Source organism: Phyllobacterium sp. 22552 (genome assembly GCF_052044585.1).
GTDB classification, from domain to species: Bacteria; Pseudomonadota; Alphaproteobacteria; order Rhizobiales; family Rhizobiaceae; genus Phyllobacterium; species Phyllobacterium ifriqiyense.
In genome coordinates this window covers 14,177-40,808 of record NZ_JBQENG010000009.1, presented here as the reverse complement: position 1 = coordinate 40,808, position 26,632 = coordinate 14,177, and the positions used below count along the sequence as shown (strand labels likewise).

The window sequence follows — 26,632 nt, the reverse complement described above, 5'->3', positions numbered from 1 at the left end:
GGCTTGAGGTTAATCTCACAACAAAACCATAGGTTTGGGTGAATGGCAGATTTCGTTGCAGTATTGAGGAAGACAATTGACGGGCTTGCGGACCCAACTCCCGAGCTCCGTCAACGTGTATATGCAAAGGCTCGTGCAACGATCGAGCAAAAACTTGTCACATTGAATGCGCCTGAAGCCGTGTCGAAGCGTCAGATCGCTGCGATTGATGATGCAATTGCCGAAGTGGAAGCCAGTTTCGCACCGGTGAAGGAAGAGGCAGTGACCATTCCGGAGCCGCTGCCGGTTGCTCCACCACCACCTGTTCCAGATCTTGCACCGCCCCCCACTGCAAACACAAGGCAGGAAGCTGCCCCTTCGTGGTCACGGAGCGAGCCGGTTGCCGCTGCGCCAGTTTTTACGCCGATCGAATCGCAACCAGACGCGCTTGAAGATTTTCTTTCCAGCCAGGACAAGCCAAGTGCCGATAACGAAGAAGAGGACTTCCCAGGCGCGCCTGCCCGTTCGGACCTTTCTCGCAATGAGATTGACGAGAAAGAATTTGGCATCAGCAGTGTTGAAGATTCACGCAATGATTATGGAGTCTATACCCGCGGGCCGCTTAAACAAGCTGAGCCGAAACGGTCCTTTGCGCCGCTCTTGAGCATCGTTGCCCTGCTCGCTGTCGTCGCCGGTGTAGCTTATGCGGGTTATACTTGGCGAGAAGATATCTCGAAGCAGGCCGTTGCCGCCAAAGATTATATTGCCAGCCTGATGACCAGCTCTGAGCCCGAAACGGCCACAAATCCGGCTGAGACGGCTGCCAATCAGCCTGCGCCACAACAGCCAGCCAAACCCACGCAACCGGCAACGACGCCCACGGCAACACCCAACTCAACGGAGCCGAAGGGTGAGCCAAAGCTCACGCAAAGGCTGTTGCCTGATGGGCAGGAGATCGATCCCGGCCGTGCCAATGACACGCCGTCAGTGGGCGAAGGTACGTCTGTAGCGACCTCTACATCCGATCCGGCAGCGCAACCGGAAACGTCAGGTCAGCAACCTTCAGGACAGATCCAACCTCCTGCGGCCTTGCCGATTGGTCAGAAGGCGTTCTTCTATGAGGAACGATCCGGGCAGGATGCGCAAAGACGCGAAGAAGGTGGCGTCGTATGGTCCGTCGTCCAGGAATCTCCCGGCAATGATCTGCCGCCGGAGCCTGCGATTCGCGCTGAAGTGACGATTCCGGAACTTGCGATCAAGCTGCGCATGATTATCCGCCGCAATGGTGACAAGACCCTGCCTGCAAGCCATCTCATCGAGATGATTTTCACGGTGCCTGAAGGTTTTGCCGGTGGCTCTATCGACAATGTTTCCCGCATGACTTTCAAGGACAGGGAAGAAGCGCCGGGCAGCCCGCTTGTCGCCATTCCAGCCAAGATCGCGGATAATTTCTTCATTATTGCGATGAACGATGCAAAAACGGCCGTCGATACCAACACTTCGCTGATGCGGCGCATGTCCTGGATTGATATTCCTATCGCATACAAGACTGGCCGCCGCGCGCTTATCACCCTTGAAAAGGGTTTGCCGGGCGAACGGGCCTTTGATGAAGTGCTCAAATCATGGGCGACAAAGGTCGGTGGTTAATAGGTATAAAAAAGGCCGCTTAAGCGGCCTTTTTTAATTGAGTAAAGATGTCTGTCAGTTTGCGTCGGCACCACTGGAAACCAGCGCTTTCTGCTGGCGAATGGCTGCAGCCTTCACAGCATCCTGAACTTTTTCAAAAGCGCGAACTTCGATCTGCCGGACACGCTCGCGGCTGATGCCAAATTCGGTAGACAGATCTTCGAGCGTAATTGGATCGTCCGCCAATCGACGGGCTTCGAAAATCCGGCGTTCACGATCATTCAAGGACGACATGGCGCCGGAGAGCATTTCGCGGCGATTTTCCAGCTCGTCCTGTTCGATGAGCATGGTTTCGGCACTGTCGTGATCATCAACCAGCCAATCCTGCCAATCGCCACCTGCCTCGCCATCCGAAGAACGGATTGGCGCATTAAGTGACGCATCGCCGGAAAGACGGCGGTTCATCGAGATGACCTCATCCTCGGACACGCTCAAGCGGGTTGCGATTTCCTTGACCTGTTCAGGATTCAGATCGCCATCATCCAGCGCCTGAATCTTGCTCTTTACCTTACGCAGGTTGAAGAACAGGCGTTTTTGATTGGCGGTCGTTCCCATTTTGACCAAGCTCCAGGAGCGCAGGACATATTCTTGAATGGAAGCTTTGATCCACCACATGGCATAGGTCGCCAGACGGAAACCACGCTCAGGCTCGAAGCGTTTGACGGCCTGCATCAGGCCGACATTGCCTTCGGAAATAACTTCGCCGATTGGCAGGCCATATCCGCGATAACCCATCGCAATTTTTGCAACGAGACGCAGATGGCTTGTTACCAGCTTATGGGCGGCTTTAGCATCAGTATGCTCCAGATACCGCTTGGCGAGCATGTACTCTTCCTGCGGTTCAAGCATTGGAAACTTGCGGATTTCTTCTAGGTAACGGGTAAGTCCGCCGTCACCGCCTAGAATACTTGGAAGATTTTGGGCCACAGAGCACCCCTCCTCATTTTGAAATGAACCTCCATTATCGGCAGGTTCGCAGCAACCACCCGCCCAGAAACATTGGCGCGAGCAGATTAATGCTATGCATATATAGGTATCATTTTGTCAAAAACACGGTGCATTTCGTCATGAAACAAAGCGTCACATAAATGTGAACAATCGTGTCATATATGTTCACCGAGCCTAACGCGCCAGAAGCCGAAAGGTTCCCTTGTTATTGATATCCGCGAAATGCCTCAAGCAGTTCAGCCATATCGGTGGGAAGCGGGGCTTCAAAACGCATAAGATCGCCTGTCACCGGATGTTCAAAGGCCAGAAGCCGCGCGTGCAATGCCTGGCGATTGAAGCCTTTGACAATAGATTGCAATGGCTCATCAAATTTATTTGCCTTGGTTTTGTACGCACCGCCATACTCCATATCGCCTACCAGCGGATGGCCGATATGAGTCATATGTACGCGGATCTGGTGTGTTCTGCCGGTCTCAAGCTGGCATTCGACCAAGGATGCAAGCGCTGTGGAATCTTCGCGAGCACCAAAACGTTCAAGCACTTCAAAATGCGTGACAGCATGGCGGGCGTCGTCCCGTTCTTCGTGAACAATAGCCTGTTTGGTCCGGTCTCGGTGCGAGCGGCCAAGATGGGCATCTATCGTACCAGTTGTCCTGTCGGGCGTGCCCCAGACTATTGCCAGATAAGCACGCTCAAGGTCTCCGGTGCGGCCATGATCAGCAAATTGTGCACTCAAATGCCGGTGGGCAAGATCGTTCTTAGCGACCACGATGACACCACTGGTTTCCTTGTCGAGGCGATGAACAATCCCGGGCCGTTTTACGCCGCCAATGCCTGATAGCGTATCCCCGCAATGGTGTATCAAGGCATTAACGAGCGTGCCGGACCAGTTGCCATTGCCGGGATGAACGACAAGGCCAGCCGGCTTGTTGATAACAATAAGATCTGTGTCTTCATAAAGAATATCGAGAGGAATGTTCTCCCCGGATGGCGCTGCATCTTCCGGTTCTGGAATTATGATCTCAATGCTCATGCCGTCGCGAAGCTTATATTTGGTCTCGCTGATGACTTTGCCGTCAATGGTTACCTGACCGCCGCCTATCAGCGCCTGAATACGATTTCGCGACAGGTCAGGCGCCAGTTGAGCAGACAACCAAGCGTCGAGACGCTTGCCTGCAGCATCGATATCGGTAATTAGCGCTTTCAAAAACCTAGTCCCTTCGTTACAGAGGCCTACCGCGCTGCGTCCGCTAGCTTAAGCGAGATGCGAGTGCGAGTTAAAACTCGGAGATGCCGTGCATGGCAAATATAAATCCAGACCTGGATGGCGAAGAACAGCCTCTGGACCCGGCAATGGAGCGGGTACGCCGCAAGATGATCCGGCTGCTAGCTGTGTCCATCGGTATTATGGTCATTGGTCTTATGGCGGTGCTTGCGGCGATTGTCTACAAGATTAACCAGCCTGTAGCGGATGTACCAATTGCGCCTAGCGTCGTTTCGCCCGGCCAGGCTCTTGGTGCAGCGCTGACGGGAGAATCGATTGTCCTAGATCCCGGCACCCGAATATTGTCGCACAACCTTTCCGATAACACGCTTTCACTGGAAACCAGATTGGCCAACGGCACTCGGCAAATCCTTATTTATGACATAGCGACCAAGCGCGTCGTAGCCCGTATTGCCGAAGCGACCGGTAATTAGGCAAAGAGTGTGGTGGTTGCAAATGACCATTGCACTTTTCGCCTGCCTTGATTATACCCGCGACATCGACTGCGATGCGCCCATCGTCTAGCGGTTAGGACGGCGCCCTCTCACGGCGCAAACAGGGGTTCGATTCCCCTTGGGCGTACCAATTCATCTTTATTGTCAGGTCTTTAAACCAGCGGGAAAATACGTCCCTGTTGGATCTGTTCGTCGACCCAATGCTGTTCATTTCCCCAGGAATGCCTTTTCCAGCCTTGCCAGCTGAAGCCGCAGAACTCAACACGGGTTGAATCCGTTCCGAGAGTTTCAATCACATAGCGGATAGCCAGTACTCCGGAGCTTGGAAAAACCTTACTGAAATCGCTGGTAGAGATATCAAGTATCCGGCAGGTTTCGTAGTAGAATTCGGCGGAGAGGACGGTCGTCTTTTTGCCCAGTGCCTGGACCTTTTTCAATGTTTCTGCCGTCCAATCTGCCTTGCGACCCTTTAAACGGGACAGGAGGTTTGGCCGCGGATGATACTGTCTGACGATTGAAGGGTGGTAGGGGAGAATAATCTCCTTCGCATCTCGCACAAACGGCTCTTGCCAATAAGAGGGCGTTTCCAAACGTGCCTGCATTGATTTGCCGGAGTTCATCAGGAAGAGAATATCTGTCTTGCTGCCGGTCATTTCAGGAATGATAACCGCTTCATTGAACCGGATAACGATGTCAGCGCTATCTATGGCGTGAGCCACGCCCGGCCTTACAGGTCCATTGCCAACGATGACAATCCTCTTGAACAGACCTGAGAGCGAACGCGTCATTTTATCAGCCAGTTTTCTTTTTCTTGACCTGAGCCATGCGCGGTTTGGTTTCAAGACCGCTCTTATAGAGATTGTTGCGATCAAGGACCTTCACATCCCGTTCGCCGCACAAAGCCATCGTAATATCGAGCTCCTTGCGGATAATCTCCAACGCTTCCGTCACACCGGCCTTACCGCCAGCGCCCAGACCATAGAGAAAAGCCCGGCCAATGAAGGTTCCTTTGGCGCCAATGGCAAGTGCTTTCAGAACGTCCTGCCCAGAACGAATACCGCCATCAAACAGAACTTCAATCTTGTCACCGACGGCGTCGACGATTTCGGCAAGCACGGAAATGGAAGAGGGAGCGCCATCCAGCTGCCGTCCTCCATGATTGGACACGATGATTGCGTCAGCGCCCGTGGCCGCAGCAATTTTGGCATCTTCAACGTCAAGAATACCCTTGATGATGAGCTTGCCGCCCCATCTTTCCTTGATCCATGCCACGTCACTCCAGGAGAGGCGCGGATCGAACTGTTCAGCGGTCCAGACACCCAGCGACGCCATACTCTCTACACCCTTGACGTGACCGATGATGTTGCCGAACCCACGGCGTTTCGTTTTCAGCATGCCCATGCACCATTGTGGACGGGTCATCATCTGCCAGAGAAAGGATGGTGTTATTTTGGGTGGGGCGGACAGGCCATTGCGAATATCCTTATGGCGCTGGCCGAGAATTTGAAGATCCAGCGTTAGGACAAGAGCTGAGCATTTGGCCGCTTTGGCACGATCAATCAGATTATTGATAAAGTCGCGGTCACGCATGACATAAAGCTGAAACCAGAATGGCTTTTTCGTAACGGATGCAACGTCCTCGATAGAGCAGATGCTCATGGTGGACAGGGTAAACGGAACACCGAAATCTTCTGCGGCTTGAGCTGCGAGCATCTCGCCATCCGCATGCTGCATGCCGGTCAGGCCGGTCGGTGCCAATGCGACTGGCATTGAAACTGGCTGGCCAACCATTGTTGACTCCAAGGTCCGCTCTGCCATGTCGACAGCAACACGCTGACGTAATTGAATCTTGGCGAAATCCTCCTCATTGGCGCGATAGGTGCTTTCGGTCCAGGCGCCTGAATCAGCATAATCAAAGAACATTTTTGGAACGCGACGCTGCGCGATTCTTTTCAGGTCAGCTATTTCCAGATTCTTGGCCATATTCTTCCCGCTTTAAATATCTGTTTTTCATATGAGTGTCTCGGTGAGGCAAGCACTTTGCACGCGATAATCATATACGAGTGAGCGCTTCACGAGTAAATGGTTTGTCATTGTGATCGAAACATCGTTATGTTCAGCATATTCTTCACGCATGATCCATAGGACTCATTCTCATGTCAAAGCAACCACTTCTCATTCTCGGACCGCTTATGCCCTATCTCATTGAAGAGTTGGGTAAAAAGTACGAGATCGAGAAGCTATATGAGGAGAAGGATGCGCTGGGTTTTCTGCAAGCCCATGCGCCACGCTTTGAGGCGGCTGTGACGAGCACTTTCACGGGGCTGAAAGCAGACATGATTGACCTTCTAACCGCCGTGAAAATTGTTTCGTCATTTGGCGTCGGCACCGACTCTCTTGACGTGGCCTATGCCAATAAGAAGGGCATAAAAATTGCCAATACGCCGGATGTTCTCAACGAAGACACAGCAAACATGGCAATAACACTTTTGCTTGCCTCAACGAGAGACATCGTTGCCAATGATCGGTTTGTACGGGAAGGCCGGTGGGCGAAGGGCGAAGCCGCTCCTCTGGCGCTCGGTATTGAGGGAAAGAAAGTCGGGCTTGTCGGGCTGGGGCGGATTGGGAGCGTAATCGCGACCAAGCTCTTGGCTTTTGGCTGCGATGTTGTCTACCACACGCGTAACAAGAAGCCCGACATCTCATTTAAGCATTATGACAATCTGGTTGAGATGGCCGGCGACTGCGCAGCATTGATTGCTATCCTGCCGGGCGGCGAGGCAACGCAGGGTGTCATTTCTCGCGAAGTTTTGCAGGCACTTGGGCCCGAGGGAACATTCATCAATGTTGCTCGCGGAACCGTCGTTGATGAAATTGCACTGGTCGAATTGTTGAAGTCAAAGGAACTCGGCCGGGCCGGGCTTGACGTTTTTGTTGACGAGCCCAACGTGCCTGCGGACTTGTTCGCATTGGATAATGTAGTTCTACAGCCGCATATGGGCAGCGCCACGGTTGAAACCCGCAAGGCCATGGCTGACCGCGTTGTCTCCAATCTCGATAATTATTTCGCGGCCAAATAGGCCGCGAGCAACTTCCGTTCAGGCAAGAAAGCTTTAGCCGAAGACGACTGTCTTGTGGCCATTGAGCATAACGCGCGATTCAAGATGCTTCTTGACCGCGCGGGCCAACACTCGGCTTTCGATGTCACGGCCCGTGGCTACAAAATCTTCTGCGCTCATGGCGTGGGTTACGCGTTCAGTTTCCTGTTCGATAATGGGACCTTCATCAAGGTCGGGCGTCACGTAATGAGCCGTTGCACCAATCAGCTTCACGCCTCGCTCGAAAGCCTGGTGATAAGGCTTTGCACCTTTGAAGCTTGGCAGGAAGGAGTGGTGAATATTGATAACCTTGCCAAACAGCCGCTTCGAGAGATTGTCGGAAAGGACCTGCATGTAGCGGGCAAGAATCACAAGATCAGCACCAGTGTCTTTGACAATTTTGAGCAGCGCATCTTCTTGCTCTTTCTTGTTGTCCTTTGACACGGGAAGCACGTGATATGGGATGCCTTCGTGGTCGGCAAAACGTCGGCTGTCTTCATGATTGGAGACGATCGCCGCGACTTCCGCATCGAGCCAGCCTACCTTGATCTGATAAATCAAGTGCAGCAAAGCGTGGTCGAAACGCGAGACCATGATAATGATTCTTGGCTTCTTTGATTGATCGATGAGGCTTGTCTTCATATCGAAGCGAGTAACAGCAGGTTTGAGCGCTCGCTCTACATCGTCTTTCGATGTTCCTTCGGCAGCCGTAAATGCAATGCGCATGAAGAAGCGGTTGGTTTGGCGATCCCAGAACTGATTGCTTTCAGCAATATTGGCATCCATGCCTGCTAGTTCTGTGGTTACCGAGGCAACAATTCCTGGCCGGTCTTCACAGGTAAGCGTCAGGACATAATTCTGGTCTGGCATGGGAACTCCGTCTGTCGTCATTCAGTGATCTTGGCAATTGTGCGGGATCATAGGGGGCACCGTTGAAATGCGTCGACACAAAAACGAAGTGCTCAGTCCTTTTTCCGGCATCCTTGACCGAGGCGATTGTCTTTTGTCGATTAGATGATGGATTACATCAGGAGTCAGGCTTGATGCCATACCATCGGGGTGTGTAAGTCCATTCCCCGCCATCCGTTTTGGGAAAACTGCGCGTTAATGACGAGCCGACAATGATGACCGTGCGCATGTCGACCTGTTCTGGCGTCAAGTCTTCCAGCCGTATCGTTCGCAGGGTCTCCGCCGGGCGGCCAATATCACGGCCCAGGACAACCGGCGTATCGGGATTGCGATGCTGGCGCAGCAACTCTATCGCCCGGGGCAATTGCCAGGGCCGCGGCTTGGAAATCGGGTTGTAGAAGGCAAAAGCAAAATCTGCTTCGGCGGCCAGTGAAATGCGTTTTTCGATAATCTCCCAAGGCTTCAGATTATCCGACAATGAAATGATGCAAAAATCATGACCAAGGGGCGCACCGCTTTTGCTCGCTGCAGCAAGTGCAGCAGAGACACCCGGCAATATTTCCAGCTCTACACTATGCCATGCAGGATTGTCGGAGTCGTGCAGGGCTTCGATCACCGCTGCAGCCATGGCGAAAACGCCGGGGTCACCGGAAGAAACCATGACCACGGACCGGCCTGTTGCAGCAAGTTCAAAAGCATGGCGGGCACGCTGCATCTCTTCGCGATTATCGGTCGCATGGATGGTCTGGTTGGGCCGAAAGGTTCCAGCCATGCGAATATAGGTTTCATAGCCAAGAATGTCTTGAGCCTGTTGCAGTGCATGTTTGACGGCGGGAACCATAAAATCGGGATTGCCCGGGCCAAGACCTATAACACTGAGTTTTCCTCGTGGACGAGTCTGATCGACCTGTGCGGTTGATTGAAATACCAATTCATTTTCGCCTGCGACCACGTCATCGGGCGTCACCCGGATAAGCAATTCGCCCTCATCATTCAGTGGCAGACGCGCATCGGCAAGCCAAGGCGCACTTCCTTCTATGCGCACGGTCTTTCCGGCAAGCATATCGGCAATGAACTTCTTGGCATTTCCGGGATTCTTCAGCTGGAATTCGGGCGGTGGATTTAGCAGGCATGTCCCGAAACGAAGCTCGCCGGACGTGGTGATAGCAGCTGGAACATTGAGAATCGTAGCAATCTGGCGCGCCAGAATATTGACGCCAGTCGTTCCGCCGAGCAGCGGGACCACCGTGCTACCATCATCCGCGACGGCAAGTACAGGCGGCTCCGCGCCCTTGTTCTCCAAGATGGATGCGAGCGAACGAATGATAATTCCTGCCGAGCAAAGTGCGATAATGGGATGGCCTGCCTGATAAAGCTGGCGGACAGTGTCACCAAAATTTTCGAAGCTTTCGTCAGCCCCTTCGACGCGCGTATCAAGCCCGTAGATGGTGCTTCCATCCAAGGCCGACTTAATTTGCAATGCTGTTTGCAAACCTAAGGCGGAGAGAACCAAAATAATGGGGGAGGCCATCATTCGCCGTTGCCTTGCCACTTTTCTCCGGGAACCAGAATCAGCGAGAAGTAGGGGGATGACGCCGGATCCACTTCGCTGAGCGGTACGATTTTCTGGGCGTCCATAGTCGCCCGTTCAACGTAAAGTGCGCGGTCCATCAGGCCGAGCTCAGCAATAACATCACGCACCTTTGCGAGGTTTTTGCCAAGCTTCATAATCGCTGCGGCTTCCGTGGCGGCAAGTCTTGTCTTCAATTCTTCCGCCGGAAGCACTCCGGAGAGAACCGTCAGGGTTTGATTGCGGTAGACAAGCGGTGCGCCAAGAACTGCCGCGCCGCCCAGGACCGAACACACACCGGGCACGACCTCTGTCTGATAGTCTTCGGCCAGGCGATCATGGATATACATGAATGAGCCATAGAAAAAGGGATCGCCTTCAGCGATGACTGCCACATCTGATCCCGCATCCAGATGAGTGCGCAAAACGCCGGTGATTTCGCTGTAAAAATCGCTGACAATCGCCTCGTAATTCATGTGGGCTGGCAATATCTCGGTTGTAACCGGATAAATCAGCGGCACCAGCAACTGGCTGTCGCTGAGGTATTTTTCAACAATGGTCAGAGCATTACCCTTTTTGCCCTTTGCGGCATGGTAGGCTACGACCGGCGCAGACTGAAGTAGCCGCAACGCCTTCAATGTGATGAGCTCCGGATCGCCGGGACCGACGCCCAGTCCGAACAGTCTTCCCTGCGCCGCCATTATTCTTTCTCCGACGCAAGCGCATTAATGGCGGCTGCAGCCATGGCGCTGCCACCACGACGCCCATGAACAACGACAAAAGGAATGCCATGGGTATTTTCGGCAAGCGCAGCTTTTGATTCCATTGCACCGACAAAGCCAACTGGAAAGCCAAGCACCAGTGCGGGACGCGGAGCGCCTTCCTCAATCATTTCGAGAAGCCGAAAAAGCGCGGTTGGAGCATTGCCAAAGGCAACGACAGCCCCCTCCAGATGAGGATGCCAGAGTTCAAGAGCCGCAGCAGAGCGTGTGTTACCCATCTCCATTGCCAGTGCTGGCACGGAGGGGTCGTTCAATGTGCAGATGACTTGATTATCACGAGGCAAGCGGGCGCGTGTGACGCCCTCCGCAACCATGCGCGCATCACACAAGATCGGTGCGCCTGCAAGCAAGGCATTTCGTCCTGCTGTCGCAGCGCCATCCGAGAATGCCAGATCCTCAATCACATCAACCATCCCGCAGGCATGGGCAACGCGCACGGCAAGTTTTTCCAGATCGGCAGGAATGCGGCTTAGGTCAGCCTCAGAGCGAATGATAGCGAAGGAGCGATCATAGATCGCTTGGCCATCGCGAATGTAGTCAAGCATGTGATGGCCCCCCGGAGCCGAAATTAGCGCCGATCAGTTCGGCCGATTCCTCGATAGTGCGGTTGCTAGCCAATAGCTTGCCAAATCGCGACGGTCCATTGGTCGCTTGCAGAAAGATATCATAGCGACCCGCAGAGGTTGCTACGAGCGTTACGGGTTTTGCCATAGGTGAGGCGCAGGACTTGCTGCATCCGGTAAGGTGTATTTGCGGCATCTCGGATTTGCCGGCAAGCAAGGTGGCGAGGCGGATACCATCCGATTGCGTCGCTGCCAGCGCGGATTTGCAGCCAGCCGATCCGGAGCAGCTGATCATCGTTGCAATGGGCTCCAGAGGATCACTGGTAAGCCCAAGTGCACGCAGTGCATCGAGCGCATCTTCGGCATGATCCTTCGCTACTCCGGATAAAAGCACACTTTGCCATGGCGTCAATTGCAGCGCCCCTGAGCAGTAACGATCGGCAATCGCGGCCAGATTACGCAGCATATCGGGAATTAAGCGACCAAGTGGTGGCATTGCGCCGACCATCTGGAAACTCGCATTGGAGGTTTTCACGATACCCAGATGACCATTTGCCTGCGGTGGAGTCCTGCGCCACTGACCGAGATCTGCATTGCGGAGAGACTCGTCAACTCGCCCCTCAACACGACCAATAAAGTGGTCTCGGCCCAAATCCGCAAGCATATGGCGTAAACGCGATGCATCTGGATTGGCAATGTTCCATTCGATGAAAAGATCGAGAATGGCGGTTACCAGTTCGAAGGATTTCTCTGTGCTGACTAGTCCCAGAGCGGATTGATCCCCTGCAAGAACAGGGGGAGTGCCAGCGATACCAAAGGCGGAGGCAGAAGCCGGATTTTCCGGGTTGATCGGGCTTAGCCAAAGATCATGCGGATGAGTGACCATAGCAACATCCTCACCTCCATCGATGAGTATACAGAATTTGGGTGAGAGCGTCTGATAGCGAGGGTTTGTCTGCAATTCTGTCAGAATGCGCGTAGCCAGAGGCCTGATGTCGCTTTTTTTATCGTCTTGTCCGACAAGCGGGCTGATCATGACATTGCGTATATCATCCCCCTTGTCAGTCAGAGGCCCCAATCCGAGCGCGAGCAAACTGTCGACAAGCGCGTCTTCGCTGTCCGGGCGAACGCCGCGGATTTGCACATTTGCCCGATTGGTAATGTCGATGATTCCATTACCAAACTCTTCAGCGGCCCGGGCTATCCCTCTTGCCTGATCGGAAGTGAGGTTGCCGAACGTCAGTTTTACCCGGCATATTCCGCCATCCAGCGCTTGTGCCATACGAAACAACCCCGGACAGGCGGAGCGCCGGTCATGGACTAAAGTTTTGCGGACGGGTTTCATTATCGGGCTCATGGCTTTGACGGTTTTACAGGATGGCGCAGGGTGTGCCAACCATTCTCATCGCTGTAACCTTCGTTGACCCATCTTGCGCTTTCGGGCATGCATGGCATTGAATGCTCAACGGGATAGATGATGGCGCAGTGGCTTACGATAATCGGGATTGGTGAAGACGGATATGAGGGGCTTGGGCAGAATGCACGGGCCGCCCTGAAAGCTGCGGGCACCATATTCGGCGGCAAGCGTCACCTTGATCTCCTGCCCGAAGAATTTGGCGCGAAGCGTATAGCATGGCCGACACCGTTTTCAGACGCCTATGCGATGCTGCTTGCCTTGCGTGGAAACGCAGTTGTCGTTCTGGCAAGCGGCGATCCGATGCATTACGGCATGGGGGCAACGCTCACGCGGCACCTGAGCGCGGAGGAAATGCTGGTTTTGCCTTCGCCTTCATCATTCTCGCTTGCTGCTGCTGCCCTGGGTTGGCCCATACAAGACATAGAGTTGCTCAGTGTTCATGGACGAGCGCTCGAAACCTTGGCGAAGTCCTTTGTGCCTGATGCAAAGCTGCTTATTCTCAGCAATGATGGTGAAACGCCTACCCATGTGGCACGGCTTTTGATCGAGTCGGGCTTTACTACGGCTCGTCTGACTGTGCTCGAGCATTTAGGAGGCGAGAATCAACGGCGCATTGATGGTGTTGCACAAAGCTGGAACCAATTGCGTTGTGCGGACCTCAATGTTCTTGCAGTGGATTGTGGGCAGCCTGATCAATTCTCGCTCTCATATCCCCTTATGGCGGGTCTGTCAGACGAGGCTTACCAACATGACGGGCAGTTGACGAAGCGGGATGTGCGAGCAGTAACCTTGGCGCATCTGGCACCCTTGCCGCGCGAATTGCTTTGGGATGTCGGAGCAGGATGCGGCTCGATCGGCATTGAGTGGATGCGCTCGCATCCGACATGCAAGGCGATTGCGATCGAGGCCGACGAGAAGCGGCAGGCTCTGATTATCCAGAATAGTAAAACGCTTGGCGTGCCCGGCCTCGAACTTGTGCGGGGGCAAGCGCCGGATGCACTGGCGGAGCTCGACACTCCCGATGCGATTTTCATCGGCGGTGGCGTGACTGACCCCGGGGTTTTGGATGCATGCTGGCTTGCATTGAAGCCGGGTGGCAGGCTTGTCGCAAATGCTGTTACCATTCAAAGCGAAATGGCGCTGGTCGGTTGGCGGGAAGTGCATGGTGGAGATCTCATCAAGCTAAGCGTGTCGCATGCGCAGCCGCTTGGAAGCTTTGATAGTTGGCGATCAGCCTTGCCCGTTACTATTTATACCGTTCGCAAGCAGGTGTAAGGAGTTCGCGACAGGATTAAGACAGGATTATGCTTTCTAAGGGTAGTGGGAGATTGCATTCGGGTGGAAATTCATATTCTTAACGTAATAAAAAACGTTGAAGTCCCGTCCTGATGGCAATCAGGGAGTCAGGAGCAGGAAACACGCATGGCAACTTATAAATATTTCATCTGGCCAATTCTTTTCACAATTTTCGGATTGGCGGCCGGGGCCTGGATAGGCTTCATCTACTCCGGAAATATACAGGGCGCATTGTCGGTGCTGTTTATCTGCGCTGTGCTTGGTGTATTGGAAATATCGCTGTCATTCGACAACGCCATCGTAAATGCCAAAATACTCAAGGACATGGACCCGGTCTGGCAGCATCGCTTCCTGACATGGGGCATCATCATAGCCGTTTTCGGCATGCGCATTGTTTTCCCGCTTGCCATTGTGGCAGTTGCCGCCTGGATTGATCCGATTTCCGCGATGAAACTGGCCATCTCCAATCCTGAAGAATATGCGCGCATAATGAAGGAGGCGCATGTCGGGATCGCTGCTTTTGGCGGTACTTTCCTCCTGATGGTGGGGCTTAAATTCTTCTTCGATCATGAGAAAGACGTTCATTGGATCAAGCTCATCGAAAGCCGTGCATCCCGCTTTGCATCAATTCAGGGCATTGAAGTCGGCGTTGTTCTTGTCCTGATCATTTTCTTCTCCCGCCAACTCGTTGGAGAAGACTCGGTAACGTTCCTGACGTCGGCCATTTACGGGCTGCTTACATTCCTCGTTGTCGAAGGCATCGGCGCAGTGCTGGATGCCACGCAGGAGCAGATGGATACTGTTCACAAGGGTGGATTGGGCGCATTCCTGTACCTCGAAGTGCTGGATGCGAGTTTCTCTTTCGACGGTGTCATTGGCGCTTTTGCCCTTTCAACCAACCTTTTTGTTATCGCCATCGGCCTTGGTATCGGTGCGTTCTATGTAAGGTCGCTCACAATCATGCTGGTCGAAAAGGAAACGCTCGGTCAGTATCGATATCTGGAGCACGGCGCATTTTATGCGATCCTCGTTCTAGCAGTCATCATGTATTGCCAGACACTGTTCCACATTCCGGAAGTAATCACCGGTCTGATTGGTGCAACGCTGATAGTATTCTCGCTGGTTTCGTCGATCATTTATCGTCGCCGTAATCCGGAAGCTATCGAAGCTTAGCCGTTTGACGGAACTATCCGAGCGCCATAGGGGTTGAACCTTCTTGCCAAAAGGAGACCACCCGTATGGAACTTGATCCCCAGAACTCTCTTTCCGCCATTCAGGCAGCGATTGATCAAGCCAGAGTGCTGATCGTCACCTATTCATTCTCGGTCATAGGCGCGATCTTGTTGCTGGTCGTCGGCTTTCTTGCCGCTCGTTTGGTAGAGCGCTGGGTCTATGCTGGACTTGGGCAGGTGAGCGGGTTTGACATGACCCTGCGCCGGTTCTTCTCAAAGATTGCGCGCTATATGGTCTTAGGCCTTGTAATCGTTATGGTTCTTGGCCAGTTCGGAATTCAAACCGCGTCGATGATAGCTGCCATTGGTGCAGTCGGTCTGGCCATTGGCTTGGCGCTGCAGGGAACCTTGCAGAATATTGCTGCGGGGATCATGTTGCTTGCGCTTCGTCCTCTGCGTATTGGCGAATATGTAGAGGTCGGCAGTATTTCTGGCACGGTCGAGGAAATCGGACTATTCGCAACACGTTTGCGCTCTGCCGATGGTATATATTTGCTTGCGCCAAATTCAACTCTTTGGACTCAGCCGGTGAAGAATTTCACGCGCAATGGTGCAAGACGAAATGACATCACGGTTACTATTGATAATGCTGACGACTTCGACGAGATACAAGCAACGCTGACCGCTCTTGCCGTAAACAGTCCTTATGTGAAAGAAACCCCCGCTCCGGATACATTCATTGCTGAGTTGGGCGAAACGACGATGAGTGTAACGCTACGATATTGGACGACCGTCCCGGATTTTCTTTCCGCAAAAATCGAGCTGAACAAGAGCGTAAGAAAAGCGTTGAATGTCAAAGAATAGCGGATAATCAAGTCATTTGCATTGCATCGGTAAGTGATCGGTTTTTATGGATGAAATACCAAAAAATAATCTGTGCCAGGCGACTATTGCCATAGCGGAGCATCAATTCTTGTAATTGGCCTTGCGCAGCAAGAGGTTTCAAGTCTAGGAACGTTCCATCCATTTTCTCCTTGTTTGGTGACCTCTTGCAGACGATCTCAAAGCCTCAAATAGCTTCGTATATATTGGCACTTGTCGCACTTTTAGGCGCCCTTCAACTTGGATTGCTTTCCGCGCTTCTGGCTGGACTTCTGGTCTATAGTCTGGTGCATATGGCCGCCCCTTTACTTGGAAGAATGGGCGTTTCCAATGGTTTAACAAGAACATTGGCGCTGGCGATACTTGCGCTAATTTTTATACTTCTCGTCGTTATTGGTGTGATGCGGGGCATGGTGCTGTTGACCGATGGGTCGGAAGGCATAGTTTCACTGTTCCAAAAAATGGCTGAGATCATTGATACAGCGCAGCTTCATCTGCCGACTTGGGCGCGTGACTATTTTCCATCCAACCTTGAAGAGCTGGAAAGCTTTGCCGCCGCATGGTTACGCAATCATGCCGGGCAATTACAGCTCGTCGGTCGCGATATTGGTGTCCTGCTCATACGGATCATCCTTGGCATGGTCATTGGTGGATTGATCGCGCTGACATCTGTATCGCCGACCAAAAAGCCCGGCCCTCTGGCTGTAGCCCTGACGGAGCGCGCAGCATTGTTAAGCAATGCATTTCGCAATATCGTCTTTTCGCAGTTGCGTATTTCTGCGTTAAACACATTTTTTACCGGAATTTTCCTGGCCGTAGTATTGCCAGCGTTTGGCATTCACTTGCCATTGGTCAAGACCATGATTGCAGTAACATTTTTTGTCGGTTTGCTTCCAGTCATAGGTAATTTGATATCAAACACTGTAATCGTCATTGTTGCGCTCAGCGTTTCCTTCGGCGCAGCGGTCGGATCTCTCGCATTTCTGATTATTATTCATAAGCTTGAGTATTTTATGAATGCGAAGATTATCGGGTCGCGTATCAAGGCTGCCGCCTGGGAATTGTTGCTTGCAATGATTGTTTTTGAAGCCTGGTACGGCATTGCTGGACTTGTCGCTGCGCCTATCTACTATGCTTATCTCAAGGACGAGTTGAAGCTGCGCGGCTTGATTTAAATGGCGGCGATATGTCTGTTGGCCAATGTCGCGAAGCGCCCCCATTCAACCAAGCACAACTAAAACACATCCTTGGATTGTAAATTTTGGGCAAGAATCGAAGGTTTTTCAGCAAATCTTCGGATCTTTCCGGGAAAAGAGAGGCGGGTCCCGATTTTCTCTGCCACTTTTTCACATATTTGAGAGGCCGTTGGGGCAGACCTATAAATTCCACTGGCCCGACCGGCACCATCATTATAAGTTACATGTAATTTGAAATCTGGAGTTGCACATGTCGTCATTTCCAAATGAGGTTCGTTCCATCCTCAATCGAGTCATTGGATCTTCTCCGGCTGACCTTCGTCTGGTTGCCCAGCGTCTGCATGACCATGCCGTTGAAGAGCGTATGCCCGTTGACGAGGTGAAAACAAATCTCGCGCTGCTGGGCTATGCCACGATTTCAGATTTTTGCCGTGATCTCGATTTGCCGCCTCATGTGGCAGAGCGCTGGGAGCGTTTTGGCGTATCATCAGAGATGAAACAGGTTTTCGGCATGCTGCTTAATCAGCGTAAAAAATTTGCCGCTGCCGCTGCCGAGTTTGAGGCCATTACCCATGTCGGCCTGATGGATTTTTTACGCAGCCGAGGTGTGCTTTAAAATAAGTCGAGCCGATCTATCGAATGTCTTGTCATAAGCTTGACGATCAGCCCCGCTATGGGTTCCGGACCGGGCCTTTCGGTTCTAAGACCCTGATCAAGATGAGATGCGAACACTAAAATCTGTCGGCTAAGTTTTCTAACCGTCACCGGGTCTCCAGCGATTTTTTATGAATTCAGTTTTGTTTGTCACATAAGTTTCATTGTTCAAATGTATTTGACAAAAGACAATTGAACATGGACACTCCTCCGGCATGACAGGTCGAAAAGAACCTGGAATGCACGGAGGAGGATTTTTCGTGGGCACATGTCCCCCCGATTAAACCGAATCCCCTTTGGGAGGAGAAAAAATGAATAAGTTTCTTAAAATGACACTCGGCGTGCCAGCTCTTTTTGCTGTGTCGCTGGCTTTTGGTGCGGCCAATGCTGAAACGCTTAGCCTTTACACATCACAGCCCGATGCTGATGCAGCGAAAACCGTCGAGGCCTTCCGCAAGGTTAATCCAGATATCGAGGTGCAGGTGTACCGGTCCGGTACAAGCGATATTTTGAGCAAGCTCGCGGCGGAGTTTTCTGCCGGTGCCACACAGGCCGACGTATTGCTGATCGCCGATGCGGTGAGCATGGAAGGCCTGAAGAAACAGGGTAAATTGCAGGCCTATGAGAAGGCCAATGTCGAAGGTTTCAGCAAAGACTCTTTTGATAAGGACAAGACCTATTTCGGTAGTAAGCTGATCACTACAGGCATCGCCTATAATTCAGCTGCAACGGCCAAGCCCGAACATTGGGCAGACCTTGCCAAGCCGGAATATAAGGGCATGATCGTGATGCCAAGCCCGCTTTATTCTGGTGCCGCAGCCTATCTGCTGAGCGGTTTCGTCGGCAATCCCGAACTTGGCTGGGACTATTTCGACAAGCTCAAGGCCAATGAAACAGTAGCCGTACGCGGCAATGGCGCGGTGCTGAAATCCGTAGCCAGCGGCGAGAAGCCTTATGGCATCCTTGTCGATTTCATGGCGCTGAATGCAAAGGCCAAAGGCTCTCCGGTTGAATTCGTTTTCCCCTCGGAAGGTGTTCCTGCGGTGACGGAACCAGTCGCGATCATGTCTGGCACGAAGAACCTTCCTGCCGCGCAGAAATTCGTAGACTTCATCCTTTCGGATGATGGACAGAAACTGGCGCTTGCACAGGGCTATCTGCCTGCCAAACCATCGATTGGCCGTCCTTCCTGGCTGCCTGAAGGTGTTGAAATCAAGGTAATGCCAATCGAAACTCTGAAGGTTCTCGAAGCGACTGACGCTGACAAGGCGAAATTCTCCGGAATGTTCGGCGGCTAAAACTATTCCGGCAAGAGAGTTTAATTGAGTTCTCTTGCCGTTTCCAGTTTGGCAATCGCGCTGTGCGTGGTTCGTCCTTCGACTAGCTCAGGATAGCTCACCATGAGAAAGTGGTGGTTTGCAAAGGGCATTGTTCTGAGACGTTGCAGATAGGTTTTGCAACTATCCACCCTCTTCATGGTGAGCTTGTCGAACCACGCATGGCAAAAATGCAATATGGGACTGTGAATGACTATATTTGCTGAAAAGCGTCAGGGTACTGATACAGCCCTGATTGCAGGGGTGGCGGTCATTGTCGCGATGCTTTCCATCGTACCAATGCTGCGTCTCGCTTTCGAGATCGTCATGCCGCAAGGCAGCCTTTCTGCGGCACCGCTTCGCACGGCACTTTCCGGTTCGGCCACCTGGACCGCCACGTGGCACTCATTGCAGGTGGGCATAGGCGGCACATTGCTGGCAGTTATTCTTGGCACTGCCGTTGCCCTTCTGGTGAGCCTGACCAATGTGCGCGGTCGCAGCACTTTCGTTCTGCTCTATGTCGTTCCACTTCTCATCGCCCCGCAAGTCACGGCACTGGCATGGTTGCAATTGTTCGGGCCTGCAAGCCCGTTCCTCAAGCTGATTGGCATGGCACCAGCGCTGGGCAGCAAAAATCCGCTCTATTCGACGACCGGCATAATTGCACTGCTTGGCGTGCAATATGGCCCCCTGGTTTTCCTGATGGTTCGGGCCGGATTGCGCAAGCTGCCGCGTGAACTGGTGGAAGCCGCCTTAAGCAGTGGTGCAAGCCGTCTAACGGTACTTCGTACAATCATCCTGCCACTGATGACGCCATCCATCATTGGTGCCACCGCATTGGCTTTTGTTTCCTGTGTGGGCAATTTCGGCATCCCGGCATTTCTTGGCATCCCGGCAGGCTATCTCGTCTTGCCGACATTGATCTATCAGCGGCTGGCTGGCGGTGGTCCCGCTGTTCTTTCCGAAGTTGCTGTTCTTTCCATGCTCATCGGGCTCATCGCCATGGCCGGAATTCTGGCGCAGGATTATGCCTCCCGCCGCCGCGATTATCGTATCGCTTCCACCTCCCTGCCTGCCGCGCCCTTCGAGCTTGGGCGCTGGCGCGCTTTGGCGGAATTCGCCATGTGGCTATTGATTGTCATTGTGCTGGTTCTGCCGATTGTCGGGTTGTTTTTGACCTCGCTTGTCGCGGCATATGGCGTGCCGCTGAGCATGAAGACAGTCACGCTTGCCAATTACGCTTTTGTGCTGTTTGACCACGCGGCGGCGAAACGCGCATTTTTCAACAGTTTCGGTCTTTCCCTTGCCGCAGCGGCCTTCGCAGTGCTCGTGGCAGTACCGCTTGGCTATCTCATCACCTGGCGCAAAAGGTGGTGGACGAAGTTCCTGAATCTTTCCGCAGAATTGCCCTATGCACTGCCCGGCGTGGTTCTGGCGATTGCCTCGCTGCTCTTGTTCCTGAAGCCACTGCCGATCATCGGCTTGCAGATCTACAATACAATCTGGATCATTCTCTATGCCTATCTTGCGCGGTTTCTCGTATTGGCATTGAGGCCCACAATCAGCGGCCTGCACCAGATTGACCGCTCGCTTGAAGAGGCGGCGCAAGTTGCCGGTGCCGGACTTATAAGGCGCATGCGAACCATCGTATTTCCGCTCGTCGCGCCCGCGACGCTTGCCGGCGGCGTGTTGATCTTCATGACGGCCTTCAGCGAATTGACCGTTTCAGCCCTGCTATGGGCTTCCGGCTCGGAGACGATCGGTGTGGTGATCTTTTCTTTTGAGCAGGGCGGCGATTCCAACTACGCCGCCGCCATATCAACCCTGACAATTGTCGTGATTTTTGCGCTGATGCTGTTGACCAATCTGTTTGCACGCAGCCTTCCAAACGGAGTTCTGCCATGGCGGGATTGAAAATTGAAAATGTGACCAAGACATTTGGCGACTATGACGCCTTGTCGAATGTCTCGCTGGATGTCGCCAATGGCGAATTTGTTGCAGTGCTCGGACCTTCCGGCTGCGGGAAGACGACGCTCTTGCGCCTTGTTGCCGGTTTTGAACAGGTCAATCAGGGCACAATCACCGTTGGCGGGAAGGAGATGTCCAACCCGAAATTGAACGTCCCGCCTGAGCAAAGACGTGTCGGTATCGTTTTCCAGAATTATGCCTTATGGCCGCATATGAGCGTTTCAGAAAATGTTGGCTATAGTCTGAAAGTGGCAAAGGTCGACAAGGCAGAGCGGGACCGGCGCATTTTGGAAGCGCTCGAACTGGTCGATCTGCAAGGATATGGCGATCGCCGCCCGGCCAATCTTTCCGGCGGGCAAAGACAGCGCGTGGCTTTGGCCCGGTGCCTTGTGTCAGCGCCATCGCTGGTATTGTTTGATGAGCCGCTTGCCAATCTGGATGTGCATTTGCGCGCCTCGATGGAGGATGAGTTTGCCTCCTTCCATAAACGCACGGGCACGACGATTATTTACATTACCCATGATCAGGCCGAAGCCATGGCTCTGGCGGATCGTATTGCTGTCATGGACAAGGGGCATCTCGTGCAGTTTGCAACGCCGCGCGAACTTTATGAACAACCGGCGACGCCCATGGTGGCTTCGTTTATTGCCCAGGGTATGGTGTTTCCGGCCAAAGTTCTGACTGTCGAAGAAAACGGGCAATGCAAGGTGGAAGTGCTCGGACAGGAGGCTGTTTTCCGCTGCCGTCCCGGCCAAGGCGTGACAGGCGATGCAAAGGTGTGCATTCGTGCCGCCGATATCATCCCGGCAGCCAAGGACGGAATCGAAGTTTCCGTGAAGCGCAGCATCTATCGCGGGGGAGGCTCTCGCATCGAGGCAGTTGCTGGCAATGAAACACAGGAACTACATTTCGATCTGGCTGATCCGAAGCGGCTTGCCGAAGGAGAAACGACAAGCATTGCCATCGCCTCGGGCTGGGTAATACCGGAGCAAATGTCTGATGCGGATTGATCTACATGGCGGTTTTGGCGAAAAAGGCCGGACCAGTGTCGGCATTTCGGGCGGCGGCAAGAGCATACTTCTGGATGTTGGCATCAAGGTTGGGGCGACGGGCCGCGACTATTATCCGGCAATTGACGATGCAACGATTGCCAAGCTTGATGCCGTCTTTGTTTCCCATGCGCATGAGGATCATATTGGCGGGCTGGCCTGGCTTTTGTCGCGCGGATTTCGCGGCCGTATCTTCATGACGGCAGAAACATCGACGGAAGCTGCTTCCATGCTGGGGCAATATGGCGAGCAGGGTCACATGCAGGCCTTCGAGATTGCCGCTCATTCTGCCGAAGTTTTTACGGCGGGCGATATCATTCAGCTTGGAGAGTTGAGCGTTTCGACGGGGCGTTCCGGCCATGTGGCAGGCGGCGTATGGTTTGCGGCAAGTGATGGTGCAAAGGCTCTTGTCTATACCGGTGATGTGGTGCCCGATAGCGGGGTTTTCGCCATGGATCAGATTCCGCCTTGCGATCTTTTGATCCTTGATGCCTCCTATGGCGATGATGCTATTTCAAGCGATGAGCGCGTTTCCGCGATCCGGCAATGGATCGAGACGCAACCGAATGGTTGCCTGCTGCCCGTGCCGCTTTCCGGTAAGCCGCTGGAACTGATGGCTATCCTGCCTCAGCGCTTCGCGATTCATGCAAGCATGCGCGATGCTGTGGCGGCACAGATCGCCGCAAGAGATGCTTTCCATCCAGGCATTGGAGCAGAGCTGACACAGCGGCTGGCCAAGGCGCTGGACTGGTCGGAATCGGATGCTTTGCCGGACTGCCCGCTCATGAGTTTCGATGGCATGGGAAGCGCCGGCCCATCGGTGGAGGCAATCAAACGCGCGGCAGATCAAGGATATCCTATTCTGCTTACGGGGCATATACCACCCAATACACCTGCTTCTGCTTTATTTGAGGCAAAGCGGGCAGAGTGGATAAGGCTGCCGACCCATCCGACCCGGCAAGGCAATGTGGCGATATGGGAAGGGGCAGGGCGTCCTGCAACGCTGGGGCACTCGTGCTCGCTCGCCGCACTCAGTGCATTGAAACAATATCTGCCCGCGCTGAACGATACGGTGCGCACCGGCGACCATATTGACGTATAGAAGGCGAATGCGATGAGAATTCTGGTTTGCAATGATGACGGGATTGACGCGCCGGGACTGGCAGTACTGGCAGAGGCGGCCAAGCTGATAACGGATGATGTCTGGGTGGTCGCGCCGGATGGCAAGCGCACTGCCGCAGGCGCTTCGATCACCGTTGGCAAACCTTTGATAATGCGGGAGCTCGCACCCAAACGCTATTCCTGTTCTGGCACGCCTGCCGATTGTGTCGTCACCGCGATGAGCTGGCTGTTCAAGGATCAGGACCGGCCCGATCTGGTGCTTTCCGGCATTAATGACGGGCGGAACGTAGGCGAGGATCTGGCCTATTCCGGTACGCTGGGCATTGCCCGGGAAGCCTCATTTTGGGGCATTGCCGCAATCGGCTTTTCGCGGGTGAAGAAGCCGGAGCAGACGGAGAATGACGTCAAATGGCTGGCAGATTTTGTTCGCACCCTTTGGAACGAGCGTGATGAATGGGTGCTGGAGGGGCATTGGCTGAGTGTGAATCTGCCGACCCTGTTGCCAGCGGAAATTCGCCAGCCGCGCATCGGTCGCGACAAGATCGCGCTTCGCTCGGAGGTGGTGAGCGCCGAGGGCGATGAAACCACGCTCATCGTGCCGCGCGGCCGCGCTCACACCAGCGAAGAGGGCGACGACAACGATCTGATCGATCGTGGCTATGTCTGCATTAACCGGCTGAACTGGTTTGGCGAGGCGCAGCTTGATGGCGCTTTGTTAGAGGGCCTTGAAAAATAATCAGCCGCGCCGGGCGACAAGGATACCGAGGATCACGATAACGCCGCCAATGGCCTGCATCAGACCTATAGGCTCGTTGAGCAGGAACCAGGCCAATGCTGCGGCAACGACCGGCTGCAGGAGCAGGGTCAACGATGAGAAGGCGGGAGGCAGGAAGGCGAGCGCATAGGTGATCATCCCCTGGCCCGCCGCATGAGAAATGAAGGCCAGACCTGCCAGCACTGCCCAGGCAAACAGCGTCAGCGGTATGAGGTTTGTTTCAAAGATCAGCGATACGGGCAGCATGCAGATTGCCGCGGACGCTGTGCTCCAGATCATGATCGTGCGGGTGGAAAAACGCACGCGCAGACGGCCGATGACGAGAATATAGCCCGCATAGAAAATGGCCGCGACAGCCGCCGTTGCATCGCCTGCAAGCTTGCCATCGCCCAGCGCTGCCGGACCACCTTTCAGCACGACAACGCCGATGAGCGCGGTCGCAAGGCCGATGAGGAAAATCCTGCTGACATGGGCGCGGAAAATTGCCCAACTGCCGAGGGTAACAAAGATCGGCGCGAGATTGGCCAATAGGGTTGCATTGGCGACCGAGGTCATGTGCAGCGCAAGATGCCAGGCAGCAAGATCAGCGGCCAGAAAGATGCCGGGCATGGAGAGCCAGAAATAATCGGCAAGGCTTTCGGGGCGGGCATTGCGTTTGACATCGGGCATGGCTTTTGACCAGACCAGAAGCGGAATGAAAGCCAGCGCAACGCGCCAGAAAGCGGTTGTCATCGGCCCGACCTCGGACAGGCGCACGAAAATCGGTGAGCCGCCGATGGCAATACCTCCAAGCAGCAACGCAGCAAGCGCTAATCGATTGGCGTTGACGGTCTGTATGCTCTGGGCGGTCATGAAAGGATTTCCGGTGTTTGCGATGTGTCTATACGAAATCGCCCATAGAGCAAATTCGAATGATTGACGTTTACAGTGAAGGGAACTTCATGTTCACGGAACCAAAGCGCCGGCCGATGGTTTGAAGTGAAGTATGGGAATAAACAGCTATCTCGTTCTGATCGCTTTGTTCGGGCTGGTCGTCTTGATGACCTCCTGGTTGCCCATGTTATTGAAGGGATTTCCGCTTTCCCTGCCCATTGTCTGCATTGCTTTCGGCACCCTGTTTGTCTGGACGCCGCTGTCGGCAATGATCGGCGACAATCCCCTCGACAGCCGCTTTCTCACGGAAAAAATAACCGAGTTTGTCGTCATCATTGCCCTCATGGGTGCCGGTCTGAAGATCGACCGGATATTGGGCTGGCGTAGCTGGATGACAACGTGGCGGTTGCTGGCCATATCGATGCCCCTGACTATCGGTGCCATCGCATTGCTCGGCTGGAGTTTTCTCGGGCTTGGAGTTGCTTCGGCCTTGCTGCTCGGGTCAGCGCTGGCGCCCACAGATCCCGTGCTTGCCAGCGATGTTCAGGTGGGGCCGCCGCAATCGGGGGAGAAGAGCGAGGTACGTTTTGCCCTGACTTCCGAGGCGGGGCTGAATGACGGGCTGAGTTTTCCCTTCGTGCATCTGGCAATCGCGCTCGCGGCTTCAAATACAACGGGTGCTCCGTGGTTTTTCGACTGGCTAACGACCGATGTCATATGGCGGCTTGCTGCGGGCACGGGGCTTGGCTGGGCTACCGGCAAGCTGCTTGGCTATCTGACCTTCCGGCTCCCGAACAGGGCCGGGCTTGCCCATACGGGCGACGGTTTCGTGGTGCTGGGGATCACATGCCTGAGCTATGGGCTTATAGAGATGGCGCATGGCTATGGGTTTGTCGGCGTGTTTGTCACTGCGCTGACGCTTCGCCATGCGGAGCGCAACAGTGGCTATCACGAAAATCTGCATAGTTTTGCCGAACAGATCGAACGTCTGATGATGATGGTCGTGCTTGTCTGCTTTGGCGCCGCCATTGCGGAAGGCAGCGTATTTCATCCGCTGGACTGGCGGATCGTGGTGGCATCGCTGATCATCCTTCTTCTTATCCGCCCGATTGCCGGTTGGGTGGGGCTGCTGGGAAGCCCCATCGAAAAAAGGGAAAAGGCCGTTATCGCTGTTTTCGGTATTCGCGGCCTCGGCTCATTCTATTATTTGGCCTATGCGCTTGGTCACGCGCCGTTTTCAAATGCCAATATTCTATGGGTAACAGTGTCACTCGTCGTGCTTATATCTGTCGTGCTGCATGGTATCACGGTTACGCCAGTCATGCGTTGGCTGGAGCGGAAGAATGATGAGATGGAAGCGGATAAAATGCCGGACTAAGTCCCCAGGTCATGTCCTGTCAGGAAAAACAGCGCATAGGCAAGACATGGGACAAACCAGAGCAAAGCCCATGTGCCGAAACGGCGGCGCGTATTCCAGGCGAGAATCGGGCCCAGAACTGCACTGACCGGCCAGACGCTGAGAATGTAAAAATACTTCTTTGGAAAGGCACCAGTGAAGGCCAATGACATCATGGCCGGCGGAAAAGTGAAAATGCAGAGAATTGTGCAAATGACAAAGATTGCGATAACTGATCTACGCATGAGTCACTGATCCGGAT

General features: G+C 53.8%; 25 protein-coding genes and 1 tRNA gene. 15 read left to right on the top strand and 11 right to left on the bottom strand.

The genetic code is table 11. From position 1 onward, the window contains the following. Positions 1–42 precede the first annotated feature (42 nt). Positions 43–1,626, top strand: coding sequence for a transcriptional regulator (locus tag ACTJI9_RS19760; protein ID WP_440810469.1), 1,584 nt, complete (start codon positions 43–45; stop codon positions 1,624–1,626). Positions 1,627–1,680: 54 nt separating this feature from the next. Here ACTJI9_RS19760 and rpoH read toward each other — a convergent pair whose 3' ends face one another. Beyond that, complete coding sequence (rpoH, locus tag ACTJI9_RS19755; protein ID WP_115054228.1) at positions 1,681–2,592, bottom strand: RNA polymerase sigma factor RpoH; 912 nt, start codon at positions 2,590–2,592, stop codon at positions 1,681–1,683. A 226-nt stretch (positions 2,593–2,818) separates the two neighbouring features. Next, complete coding sequence (locus tag ACTJI9_RS19750) at positions 2,819–3,820, bottom strand: RluA family pseudouridine synthase (RefSeq protein ID WP_115054229.1); 1,002 nt, start codon at positions 3,818–3,820, stop codon at positions 2,819–2,821. 92 nt (positions 3,821–3,912) lie between these two features. Between ACTJI9_RS19750 and ACTJI9_RS19745 the strand changes: the two genes are divergently transcribed. Both ACTJI9_RS19745 and ACTJI9_RS19740 read left to right on the top strand, forming a co-directional pair. Further along, positions 3,913–4,311 (top strand): fimbrial protein, encoded by a 399-nt coding sequence (locus tag ACTJI9_RS19745; protein ID WP_336442077.1) that lies wholly within the window; start codon positions 3,913–3,915, stop codon positions 4,309–4,311. A 76-nt stretch (positions 4,312–4,387) separates the two neighbouring features. Next, positions 4,388–4,462, top strand: a tRNA-Glu gene (locus ACTJI9_RS19740). Positions 4,463–4,484: 22 nt separating this feature from the next. Here the strand turns inward: ACTJI9_RS19740 and ACTJI9_RS19735 are convergent. Both ACTJI9_RS19735 and ACTJI9_RS19730 read right to left on the bottom strand, forming a co-directional pair. Beyond that, the gene (locus tag ACTJI9_RS19735) at positions 4,485–5,120 is read right to left on the bottom strand and encodes a glycosyltransferase family 29 protein (protein WP_440810466.1); all 636 of its coding nucleotides are present in this window, start codon (positions 5,118–5,120) and stop codon (positions 4,485–4,487) included. Between the two features lie 4 nt (positions 5,121–5,124). After that, positions 5,125–6,315, bottom strand: a complete 1,191-nt coding sequence (locus ACTJI9_RS19730; RefSeq protein ID WP_307280626.1) for an alpha-hydroxy acid oxidase — start codon at positions 6,313–6,315, stop codon at positions 5,125–5,127. 173 nt (positions 6,316–6,488) lie between these two features. On the opposite strand from ACTJI9_RS19730, the gene ACTJI9_RS19725 reads away from it, so the two are divergent. Beyond that, on the top strand, positions 6,489–7,412 hold the full coding sequence (locus ACTJI9_RS19725) for a 2-hydroxyacid dehydrogenase (protein WP_115054233.1): 924 nt from the start codon (positions 6,489–6,491) through the stop codon (positions 7,410–7,412). A gap of 33 nt (positions 7,413–7,445) precedes the next feature. Here the strand turns inward: ACTJI9_RS19725 and purU are convergent, their stop codons facing one another. The 5 genes from purU to cobG all read right to left on the bottom strand — a co-directional run bounded on the left by purU (position 7,446) and on the right by cobG (position 12,599). After that, positions 7,446–8,300 (bottom strand): formyltetrahydrofolate deformylase, encoded by an 855-nt coding sequence (gene purU / locus ACTJI9_RS19720; protein WP_115054234.1) that lies wholly within the window; start codon positions 8,298–8,300, stop codon positions 7,446–7,448. Positions 8,301–8,457: 157 nt separating this feature from the next. Continuing rightward, positions 8,458–9,873, bottom strand: coding sequence for a precorrin-3B C(17)-methyltransferase (gene cobJ / locus ACTJI9_RS19715; protein WP_440810463.1), 1,416 nt, complete (start codon positions 9,871–9,873; stop codon positions 8,458–8,460). Further along, the gene (locus ACTJI9_RS19710) at positions 9,870–10,610 is read right to left on the bottom strand and encodes a precorrin-2 C(20)-methyltransferase (protein ID WP_115054236.1); all 741 of its coding nucleotides are present in this window, start codon (positions 10,608–10,610) and stop codon (positions 9,870–9,872) included. Before ACTJI9_RS19710 ends, cobJ begins: the two co-directional genes overlap by 4 nt. After that, the gene (locus tag ACTJI9_RS19705) at positions 10,610–11,236 is read right to left on the bottom strand and encodes a precorrin-8X methylmutase (RefSeq protein ID WP_307280616.1); all 627 of its coding nucleotides are present in this window, start codon (positions 11,234–11,236) and stop codon (positions 10,610–10,612) included. Before ACTJI9_RS19705 ends, ACTJI9_RS19710 begins: the two co-directional genes overlap by 1 nt. After that, positions 11,229–12,599: a precorrin-3B synthase gene (cobG, locus tag ACTJI9_RS19700; protein ID WP_440810461.1), complete on the bottom strand. Its 1,371-nt coding sequence runs from the start codon at positions 12,597–12,599 to the stop codon at positions 11,229–11,231. Before cobG ends, ACTJI9_RS19705 begins: the two co-directional genes overlap by 8 nt. Positions 12,600–12,731: 132 nt before the next feature. On the opposite strand from cobG, the gene cbiE reads away from it, so the two are divergent. The 10 genes from cbiE to surE all read left to right on the top strand — a co-directional run bounded on the left by cbiE (position 12,732) and on the right by surE (position 24,062). Then, positions 12,732–13,946 (top strand): precorrin-6y C5,15-methyltransferase (decarboxylating) subunit CbiE, encoded by a 1,215-nt coding sequence (gene cbiE / locus ACTJI9_RS19695; RefSeq protein ID WP_440810460.1) that lies wholly within the window; start codon positions 12,732–12,734, stop codon positions 13,944–13,946. A 147-nt stretch (positions 13,947–14,093) separates the two neighbouring features. After that, positions 14,094–15,140, top strand: coding sequence for a DUF475 domain-containing protein (locus tag ACTJI9_RS19690; protein ID WP_115054240.1), 1,047 nt, complete (start codon positions 14,094–14,096; stop codon positions 15,138–15,140). Positions 15,141–15,205: 65 nt separating this feature from the next. After that, entirely contained in the window at positions 15,206–16,003 is a 798-nt protein-coding gene (locus ACTJI9_RS19685) for a mechanosensitive ion channel family protein (protein ID WP_337354302.1), read from the top strand. Positions 16,004–16,188: 185 nt separating this feature from the next. Then, positions 16,189–17,196: an AI-2E family transporter gene (locus ACTJI9_RS19680; protein WP_440810457.1), complete on the top strand. Its 1,008-nt coding sequence runs from the start codon at positions 16,189–16,191 to the stop codon at positions 17,194–17,196. A 271-nt stretch (positions 17,197–17,467) separates the two neighbouring features. After that, positions 17,468–17,833, top strand: a complete 366-nt coding sequence (locus ACTJI9_RS19675; RefSeq protein WP_336442095.1) for a hypothetical protein — start codon at positions 17,468–17,470, stop codon at positions 17,831–17,833. A 349-nt stretch (positions 17,834–18,182) separates the two neighbouring features. Then, positions 18,183–19,169: an ABC transporter substrate-binding protein gene (locus tag ACTJI9_RS19670; RefSeq protein ID WP_337354303.1), complete on the top strand. Its 987-nt coding sequence runs from the start codon at positions 18,183–18,185 to the stop codon at positions 19,167–19,169. A gap of 228 nt (positions 19,170–19,397) precedes the next feature. Further along, a complete protein-coding gene (locus tag ACTJI9_RS19665) occupies positions 19,398–21,101 on the top strand; it encodes an ABC transporter permease (RefSeq protein ID WP_307280592.1) in 1,704 nt (567 codons plus the stop codon). After that, on the top strand, positions 21,089–22,165 hold the full coding sequence (locus tag ACTJI9_RS19660; RefSeq protein WP_440810456.1) for an ABC transporter ATP-binding protein: 1,077 nt from the start codon (positions 21,089–21,091) through the stop codon (positions 22,163–22,165). Before ACTJI9_RS19665 ends, ACTJI9_RS19660 begins: the two co-directional genes overlap by 13 nt. Next, complete coding sequence (locus ACTJI9_RS19655) at positions 22,155–23,306, top strand: MBL fold metallo-hydrolase (RefSeq protein WP_440810454.1); 1,152 nt, start codon at positions 22,155–22,157, stop codon at positions 23,304–23,306. Before ACTJI9_RS19660 ends, ACTJI9_RS19655 begins: the two co-directional genes overlap by 11 nt. A 12-nt stretch (positions 23,307–23,318) precedes the next feature. Next, the gene (gene surE / locus ACTJI9_RS19650; protein ID WP_440810452.1) at positions 23,319–24,062 is read left to right on the top strand and encodes a 5'/3'-nucleotidase SurE; all 744 of its coding nucleotides are present in this window, start codon (positions 23,319–23,321) and stop codon (positions 24,060–24,062) included. Here the strand turns inward: surE and ACTJI9_RS19645 are convergent, their stop codons facing one another. After that, positions 24,063–24,953, bottom strand: a complete 891-nt coding sequence (locus tag ACTJI9_RS19645) for a DMT family transporter (RefSeq protein ID WP_115054248.1) — start codon at positions 24,951–24,953, stop codon at positions 24,063–24,065. 139 nt (positions 24,954–25,092) lie between these two features. Between ACTJI9_RS19645 and ACTJI9_RS19640 the strand changes: the two genes are divergently transcribed. After that, positions 25,093–26,352, top strand: a complete 1,260-nt coding sequence (locus ACTJI9_RS19640) for a cation:proton antiporter (protein WP_354343559.1) — start codon at positions 25,093–25,095, stop codon at positions 26,350–26,352. On the opposite strand, the gene ACTJI9_RS19635 is transcribed toward ACTJI9_RS19640, so the two are convergent. Further along, on the bottom strand, positions 26,349–26,615 hold the full coding sequence (locus tag ACTJI9_RS19635) for a hypothetical protein (RefSeq protein ID WP_440810450.1): 267 nt from the start codon (positions 26,613–26,615) through the stop codon (positions 26,349–26,351). The two genes, ACTJI9_RS19640 and ACTJI9_RS19635, sit on opposite strands and share 4 nt — an antisense overlap. Between the last annotated feature and the right edge of the window lie 17 nt (positions 26,616–26,632).

Bases quoted from the DNA above. Each gene is read 5' to 3' on its own strand.
- ACTJI9_RS19760 (WP_440810469.1), top strand. From the start codon at position 43: ATGGCAGATTTCGTTGCAGTATTGAGGAAGACAATTGACGGGCTTGCG.
- ACTJI9_RS19745 (WP_336442077.1), top strand. From the start codon at position 3,913: ATGGCAAATATAAATCCAGACCTGGATGGCGAAGAACAGCCTCTGGAC.
- ACTJI9_RS19735 (WP_440810466.1), bottom strand. From the start codon at position 5,120: ATGACGCGTTCGCTCTCAGGTCTGTTCAAGAGGATTGTCATCGTTGGC.
- ACTJI9_RS19730 (WP_307280626.1), bottom strand. From the start codon at position 6,315: ATGGCCAAGAATCTGGAAATAGCTGACCTGAAAAGAATCGCGCAGCGT.
- ACTJI9_RS19725 (WP_115054233.1), top strand. From the start codon at position 6,489: ATGTCAAAGCAACCACTTCTCATTCTCGGACCGCTTATGCCCTATCTC.
- purU (WP_115054234.1), bottom strand. From the start codon at position 8,300: ATGCCAGACCAGAATTATGTCCTGACGCTTACCTGTGAAGACCGGCCA.
- cobJ (WP_440810463.1), bottom strand. From the start codon at position 9,873: ATGATGGCCTCCCCCATTATTTTGGTTCTCTCCGCCTTAGGTTTGCAA.
- ACTJI9_RS19710 (WP_115054236.1), bottom strand. From the start codon at position 10,610: ATGGCGGCGCAGGGAAGACTGTTCGGACTGGGCGTCGGTCCCGGCGAT.
- ACTJI9_RS19705 (WP_307280616.1), bottom strand. From the start codon at position 11,236: ATGCTTGACTACATTCGCGATGGCCAAGCGATCTATGATCGCTCCTTC.
- cobG (WP_440810461.1), bottom strand. From the start codon at position 12,599: ATGAAACCCGTCCGCAAAACTTTAGTCCATGACCGGCGCTCCGCCTGT.
- cbiE (WP_440810460.1), top strand. From the start codon at position 12,732: ATGGCGCAGTGGCTTACGATAATCGGGATTGGTGAAGACGGATATGAG.
- ACTJI9_RS19690 (WP_115054240.1), top strand. From the start codon at position 14,094: ATGGCAACTTATAAATATTTCATCTGGCCAATTCTTTTCACAATTTTC.
- ACTJI9_RS19685 (WP_337354302.1), top strand. From the start codon at position 15,206: ATGGAACTTGATCCCCAGAACTCTCTTTCCGCCATTCAGGCAGCGATT.
- ACTJI9_RS19675 (WP_336442095.1), top strand. From the start codon at position 17,468: ATGTCGTCATTTCCAAATGAGGTTCGTTCCATCCTCAATCGAGTCATT.
- ACTJI9_RS19670 (WP_337354303.1), top strand. From the start codon at position 18,183: ATGAATAAGTTTCTTAAAATGACACTCGGCGTGCCAGCTCTTTTTGCT.
- ACTJI9_RS19665 (WP_307280592.1), top strand. From the start codon at position 19,398: ATGACTATATTTGCTGAAAAGCGTCAGGGTACTGATACAGCCCTGATT.
- ACTJI9_RS19660 (WP_440810456.1), top strand. From the start codon at position 21,089: ATGGCGGGATTGAAAATTGAAAATGTGACCAAGACATTTGGCGACTAT.
- ACTJI9_RS19655 (WP_440810454.1), top strand. From the start codon at position 22,155: ATGCGGATTGATCTACATGGCGGTTTTGGCGAAAAAGGCCGGACCAGT.
- surE (WP_440810452.1), top strand. From the start codon at position 23,319: ATGAGAATTCTGGTTTGCAATGATGACGGGATTGACGCGCCGGGACTG.
- ACTJI9_RS19645 (WP_115054248.1), bottom strand. From the start codon at position 24,953: ATGACCGCCCAGAGCATACAGACCGTCAACGCCAATCGATTAGCGCTT.
- ACTJI9_RS19635 (WP_440810450.1), bottom strand. From the start codon at position 26,615: ATGCGTAGATCAGTTATCGCAATCTTTGTCATTTGCACAATTCTCTGC.